Raw genomic sequence first — 4,909 nt, forward strand, 5'->3', positions numbered from 1 at the left:
CACCACGGGGACTAACGGACTACGGGGACTAACGCGCCGCGACCAGCGCGTCGCGGATCTCGGTCAGCAGTTGGACCTCCTGGGCTTCGGCCTCCGCCTCCTCCTCGGCGGCGCTCTTGCGCCTGGCCGCCAGCTTGGTCATCGGCATGATCAGGACGAAGTAGACGACGGCAGCGGTGATCAGGAACTGGAGCGCGGCGCTGAGCACCGTCCCCCACAGGATGAGGATCCCGGACGTGACCTCGCCCGTGGCGCTCACCTCGCAGGGCCCCTTGAGGCAGGAACTGTAGGACGCCAGGTCCTTCGTCCCGAACACGCCGACGATCGGATTGATCACGCCCTTGACGAAGGCGTTGACGATGTTGGTGAAGGCCGCGCCGATGACGACGGCGACGGCGAGGTCGATGACATTTCCACGCAGCAGGAATTCCTTGAAGCCTTTCATGCCGCCTCGAACGACGGAGTCGTTTCCGGGTTACGGGTGATCTTCCGGAATTCCGGATTGACAACCCGTACGGCCCACCGCGCCACCCGAGGACGGCGGCAGCCCGGCCCGTGCGGGCCCGAGCGCGAGCGCCGCTGCCACGGCGAGCAGCACCAGCGCGGGCACCCCGGCCCGCCGCCGGGCCGCCCGGCGCCAGCGGTGCCACCCGCCGCAACCGCGCCGGATGGGCGGGAAGCTCGGCACCTCCCGCCGGGGCGGGACGCTGGGTGCGGGCAGGGGGAGGGACAGGCTCATGGTCGTCATCGGGGTGCCTCCGGTCTCGGTGGGTTGCGGTGGTTCTCGGTCGGTCTCTGGTGACCCACACGATCCGCCCCGCGGGCGCCGCCGGAAAGCCCCTTTCCCCAGCCTGTGGAAAACCCCGCCCTGTGGATAACTTCGTACACCCGCGCGAATGAACCGGACCCCGGCGCATTGACGAATAGCGCCCTCCGACACGGCGAAAGGCCCGTCGGCCCCGCATGAAGCGGGGCCGACGGGCCTTTCGCGAAGCTTCGGAAAGCTCCCGGACGCCGTTGCGGCGCCGAGGTCAGCTCGCGGCCGGAGCCGGGCTGGACGAGGCCGACGAGCCGGTCGAACCGGACGAGCCCGAGGACGACGCCGAGCCGGAGGACGACGTCGAGGACGTCGACGAGGCGGAGGACGAACCGGCGCCCACCGAGCTGCTGGAGGACGAACGGCTGTCGGTCCGGTAGAAGCCCGAGCCCTTGAACACGACGCCCACGGCCGAGAAGACCTTGCGGAGCCGTCCCTGGCAGTCGGGGCACGTGGTCAGCGCCTCGTCGGTGAACTTCTGCACCGCCTCCAGGCCGTTGCCGCACTCGGTGCACTGGTACTGGTACGTGGGCACTTGTCTTCCTCCTGGCACTCTCGCCTGATGAGTGCTAACGATGGTCAATGATGCGGTATTCCGCTGGATCAGTCCAGCGACTCCGGTGTGAGATGAGCCGGTACCGGCCCCGCTCAGCCCTCGACCGCGCCGACCAGCCGTGCCGTGCCACCGTGAAGGGCGGCCGGGCCCTCGGCCGGAGGCGCCAGCAGGTGCCGCATCGACGCCAGCGCGAGCAGCCCCAGCCCGGCGCCGACCACCGGCACCAGGAACCCGACCGACGGCCCGTGCCCGTCGATCAGCTTCCCGGCCGCCATCGAGCCGACCGCCAGCCCCAGCCCGATGGCGCCGGTCAGCCAGGTGAAGGCCTCCGTCTTGGCGCCGTCGGCGACCAGCGTCTCGACCAGGGTGTAGCCGCTGATCAGGGTCGGCGCGATGGCCAGGCCGCAGACCAGCCCGGCGACGGTGAGGGCGACCAGGTTGGGCATCGCCCACAGCGTCGAGCAGCCCAGGACCAGCAGCGCGTAGCTCATCAGCATCCGGTCCCGGACCGGCCGCCGCCAGGCGATCACGCCGTACAGCACACCGGCCAGCATCGAGCCGCCGGCGAAGATCCCGTACACGGTGCCGCCGGCGTCGTGCTGCCCGACCGAGTCGGCGAAGGCGTTCACCGAGACCTGCATGCCGCCGAACACCGCGCCGACCCCGAGGAAGGCCCCGGCCAGCAGCCGGACGCCGGGCGAGGCGAGCGCCGAGGCGCGCCGGGTGCCGGGCTGCGGGGTGATCCGGGCGGGGGCGGTGCGCCGCTGGGAGGCGAAGGCGAGGCCGCCGACGAGGGTCAGCGAGGCCTCGGCGATCAGCGCGGTCGCCGGGTTGGCGAAGGCGGCGATGTTGGCGGCCAGGATCGGGCCGATCACGAAGGTGAACTCGTCCGTCACGGACTCGAAGGCGAACGCCGTGCTCACCCGGGCCGCGGTCGAGGGGGAGGCGCCGTCCGCGGTGAACCTCGCCACCCAGCGGGCCCGCACCATCGCGCCGACCTGCGGCACGCTCGCCCCGGCCGGGACGGCGGCCAGGTACAGGCTCCAGGCCGGCGCGTGGCCGAGCGCCAGCGCGGTCAGCACGCCGACCGAGACCGCGTGCACCAGGACGGTCGGCACCAGCACGGCGGCCTGGCCGAACCGGTCGGCGAGCCGCCCGGTCTGCGGGCCGATCAGGGCCTGGGCGACGGCGGCGACCGCGGTGACCGTGCCGGCGGTGCCGTACGAGCCGTGGGTCTGGGTGACCAGCAGCAGGATGCCCATGCTGAGCATCGCGTACGGCAGCCGCGCGACGAGGGCGGGGGCCAGGAACCTCCAGGCGCCGGGCGTGCGCAGCAGTTCGCCGTACCCGACCCGGGCGGGCGGTGCGGTGATGTCGTCCGCGGCGATGGCCACGGGGGTGGTGTCGTCCGCGGTGGCGACCATGGTGGTCTGCGCGGCGCTGTCGACCGTTCGGCGGGCCGTCACGGTCGGTCCTTCCTGCTGCCTGGTAGCGCGGCAGGGCATGGGGTGGCCCCGACGGCGCCGAGAGTCGTCCTCTCGCGCGTCGACCGGGGTAGATACCGGGTCGGTCCGGCTGCTGGGCCGGGGGCCTGACCGCGGCCGCCGAGCGGTCGCGCCAACTCTGCGTCAGGCAGATGCTGGGGTGATCTAGCGGTGGTTATACGGCGTGGTCGAACCAGCATACAGTTACGCGCGTAGACGACGCCAGGCCACCCAGGCCACCCAGGCCACCCATGCCCGACAGGCCCGACGGGCCAGGCCGACCCACCGGGGGCCGGCCCGCGACGCCCCGGGCTCACCGCCCGTTCAGCCACCCCGCCAGCTTGCCGCCCTTGTCCACGGCCCGCAGCCGCCGCTCCGCCGCCTCGCCGACCTCGTCCGTGGTGACCACCAGCAGCTCGTCCCCGCCGCGCAGCATCGTCGCCTTGTCCGGCACGAAGGAGTTGCCCTCGCGCACGACCAGGGTGACCGCCGCCCCCTTGGGCAGCCGCAGCTCGCTGATCTCCACGCCGGACATCTTCGAGGTCGGCGAGAGCGCGATCGACAGCAGGTGCCCGTGCAGCTTCTCCAGCGGCGCGGACTCGATGTCGAGGTCCTGGCCCATCGCGCCGTCGCCGATCCGCAGCCGCTTGGCCACCCAGGGCAGGGTCGGGCCCTGGAGCAGGGTGAAGACGACGACCAGGATGAAGACGATGTTGAACACGTCCTCGGCCTTGTGCGCGCCGGTCACCACCGGGATGGTGGCCAGCACGATGGGCACCGCCCCGCGCAGTCCGGCCCAGCTCAGCAGCGCCTGCTCGCGGGCCGGCACCTTGAACGGGGTCAGCGAGAACACCACCGACAGCGGCCGGGCCAGGAAGACCAGCACCCCGCCGATCACCAGCGCGGGCACCACCGCGTCGCCCATGGAGGCGGGCGTGCAGAGCAGGCCGAGCAGCACGAACATGCCGATCTGCCCGATCCAGGCCAGGCCGTCGGCGAAGCCGCGTACGGCCGGTCCGTGCGGCAGCTTGGAGTTCCCGAGGATCACCGCGCTGATGTAGACGGCGAGGAAGCCGGAGCCGTGCAGCAGCGAGCCGCCGGCGTATGCGAGCACGGTGAGCGCCATCACGGCGATCGGGTACAGGCCCGAGGAGGGCAGCGCGACGTGCTTGATCCCGTACGCGCCGAGCTTGCCGACGGTGAGGCCGATCGCGGCGCCGATCGCCAGCTCGGCCAGGATGGTGCCGATCAGCACGTACCAGCTGTCCAGCTCCCCGGTGCTCGCGAAGGCGACGACCAGGATGACCACGGGCGCGTCGTTGAAGCCGGACTCGGCCTCCAGCAGACCGGTGAGCCGGTGCGGCAGCGGGACCATCCGCAGCACCGAGAAGACGGCCGCGGCGTCGGTGGAGGAGACGATCGCGCCGAGCAGCAGTGACGTCCGCCAGTCGAGCCCGACCAGCCAGTGCGCGCCGGCCGCGGTGACGAACACGCTGATCGCGACGCCCACGGTGGCCAGCGCGGTGGCGGCCGGCATCACCGGCTTGACCTCGCGCCAGCTGGTCTTGAGGCCGCCCTCGGCCAGGATCACCACGAGCGCGGCGTAGCCGAGCACCTGGGTCATCTCGGCGTTGTTGAACGTGACGCCGATCCCGTTCTGGCCCAGCGCGACGCCGATCCCGAGGTAGATCAGCAGGCTGGGCAGCCCTGATCGGGTTGAGAACCGGACGGCGATCACCGCGAACAGCAGGATCGCGGAGGCTTCGAGGAGGAGCTGGTTCAGGTGGGAGACGTTCACGCAGTGGCACCTCGGGCAGGCATGGGGCGGGCGGGGTGTCAGGTGGTGCTGGTGAGTCCGATCGGAGCCGTTGAGGAGACCCGTGAGAAGGCCCGTGAGAAGGCCCGTTAAGAACTCGTCAATGCTCCCCTTGCGGATCGTTACTCAGTCTAACATTTTGCCATATCTTTAGTTTCGTTGTCTCCTGCATCCGTTCACCGCCGTCCACAAGCGCTCACCACCCTCTCCCGGGCCCCGTGTTGACCTCCCGTGAT

General features: G+C 71.4%; 5 protein-coding genes. All 5 read right to left on the reverse strand.

The window, feature by feature from the left end:
* Positions 1–28 precede the first annotated feature (28 nt).
* Positions 29–445: a large conductance mechanosensitive channel protein MscL gene (gene mscL, locus J0670_RS30095; protein WP_207814865.1), complete on the reverse strand. Its 417-nt coding sequence runs from the start codon at positions 443–445 to the stop codon at positions 29–31.
* A 30-nt stretch (positions 446–475) separates the two neighbouring features.
* Positions 476–748: a hypothetical protein gene (locus J0670_RS30100; RefSeq protein ID WP_207814866.1), complete on the reverse strand. Its 273-nt coding sequence runs from the start codon at positions 746–748 to the stop codon at positions 476–478.
* A gap of 283 nt (positions 749–1,031) precedes the next feature.
* The gene (locus J0670_RS30105; protein ID WP_207814867.1) at positions 1,032–1,352 is read right to left on the reverse strand and encodes an FmdB family zinc ribbon protein; all 321 of its coding nucleotides are present in this window, start codon (positions 1,350–1,352) and stop codon (positions 1,032–1,034) included.
* A gap of 113 nt (positions 1,353–1,465) precedes the next feature.
* Positions 1,466–2,797 carry an MFS transporter gene (locus J0670_RS30110; protein ID WP_243437727.1) on the reverse strand — a complete coding sequence of 444 codons (1,332 nt, stop codon included), beginning with the start codon at positions 2,795–2,797 and terminating at the stop codon, positions 1,466–1,468.
* Positions 2,798–3,170: 373 nt separating this feature from the next.
* Positions 3,171–4,655 (reverse strand): potassium/proton antiporter, encoded by a 1,485-nt coding sequence (locus J0670_RS30115; RefSeq protein ID WP_207814868.1) that lies wholly within the window; start codon positions 4,653–4,655, stop codon positions 3,171–3,173.
* Between the last annotated feature and the right edge of the window lie 254 nt (positions 4,656–4,909).

Origin of the sequence: Streptomyces sp. FH025, assembly GCF_017427025.1 — a bacterium.
Taxonomy (GTDB): domain Bacteria; phylum Actinomycetota; class Actinomycetes; order Streptomycetales; family Streptomycetaceae; genus Kitasatospora.